1 pseudogene is annotated in these 1,702 nt (G+C 37.9%); it reads right to left on the bottom strand.

Features of this window, described 5'->3' with window-relative positions:
* Positions 1-200: 200 nt before the first annotated feature.
* Positions 201-1,702 (bottom strand): annotated as a pseudogene (locus QUA43_RS30645) (IS1634 family transposase); the annotation flags it as partial.

Consider the following 1,702-nt stretch of genomic DNA (forward strand, 5'->3'; position numbering starts at 1 on the left):
CTGATTTTCTCTGTTTGATCCTCACGAGTGAGTGTCAGTAACATGATACCTCATATTTCTGAGAAAGGCTATAATATATTCATGCTGCTGTTTTATCGCGCTCGCTCATCTTTTGAAGCAAGACAACTTATACCAAGAGCAAATTGTCTTGACTAATTAATGAAAATTATTCATAAATATCTAAACCTCGCGCTCGAACGTTATCCACTTGAAACTATTAAATAGTATTGACAGCAATACTCTCCTAAATGTCGCAAGATATCTTGACGCTCTTGGGTTAAATTACTGACCTGCTTCTCTCCATTTATCGTCACTAAATGTACCGCCTGAAACATCTGAAATATCCAGCGCATTGTCGGCTTATCGGTCAATTTCTTTACCTGATTTTTCACTCGATCGTTGGTAGCTTCTAATTGTTGTCTCAATTTCCTTTGCGCCAGGTTATATACTAACAAACACAGTCCCATTATCATTCCGATTGCTTCAACTCGCTCCGGCTTTTTCGCGAATACTCTGGAAGTAAAAAATAACGGATCTTTGATAAATCTAAATCCTCTCTCATTACTTTGCTGCGCTTTGTATTCCGATAATACCTGTGAATTACTCAGTGCTTTAGTATCTAAGATATTTGTGGCTAATATAAATCTCCCAGCTTTGACTTTTTCCGCTTCGATTGCTGAAATTAGGGGCTCTATTTCACCCGTTACTTGATAGACTCTTGTCTGTGTCTTGCTCGATTCTTTGAGCTTTCTTTTTCTTGTTTTAACTGGTGTTTCTTGGGATTTGATTTCTGTTATTTGGTGATATTTCCATGAGTCTGATAACTTTTTTATTGCAATTTCTGCATCGGCAATACAAGCAAAGTTTTGTATGGATAGCTTACACAGTGAGGCTTTGGCTGATTCTAACCGTTTCTCTACTTGCTTGACTATTTTTTTAAGATCTGCTTGTTTTCTGATTTCACTTTCTATTACTAGCCATCTTTGCTTGATACCAGTATACTCACTCGTTTGGACTGCTATTTTATATCCTTTTATTTCAGAGTCTTCCCAGGCACTATCTTCAATGTTGCAGATTTTATTTTGAGCTGATTTAATGCTTAATGGTACTCTTGTTATCCATTTCATTCCTGCCATTGCTGACAAATTTTCTGCTGTGTATAAGGCACTGTCTGCTACACAGATTCCGTCAAATGTCCACTGATTTTTAAATTCTTTCAATCTCTCTACAAAGACACTTTTATCATCGGCATTTCCATCGTCTATTTTGAGATATAATGGTACGTCTCCATCTCCAGTTACGATCGTATCAATGATAAATTGTTTGAGGTCGGGTCTTCGATCTCTTGAATAGCCGCCATGAACGATTTTTATGGTTTTCATCGAAGATTCTGTATCTTCAGATTCTGCCTCAACTTCCTGGCTCTTTCCCCTGACAGTTTTTGTATGCTCCTTCTACTGATATTGAACTGCTATCTAGGTGAACGCTTTTCATTGATACTTGAAATTTCATCGCTGCTTTCAGGGCAATTGCCGTGAATAATTTTGTGGTTCCAGCTTGATGATATTTGTCTAAAGCTCTCCCGATTCTGTCATCCGGCAAATTGTTCGGGTGTCACTCCTTCTCCAATTAGATGTTCTGTTGCTTTTCCCACAAAAAATGTGTCAAATAGGTAGATTGGGGCGCTCAAAAATCCCAATCC

The sequence above is a fragment of the Microcoleus sp. N9_B4 genome (assembly GCF_036701635.1).
Classification (GTDB): domain Bacteria; phylum Cyanobacteriota; class Cyanobacteriia; order Cyanobacteriales; family Microcoleaceae; genus Microcoleus.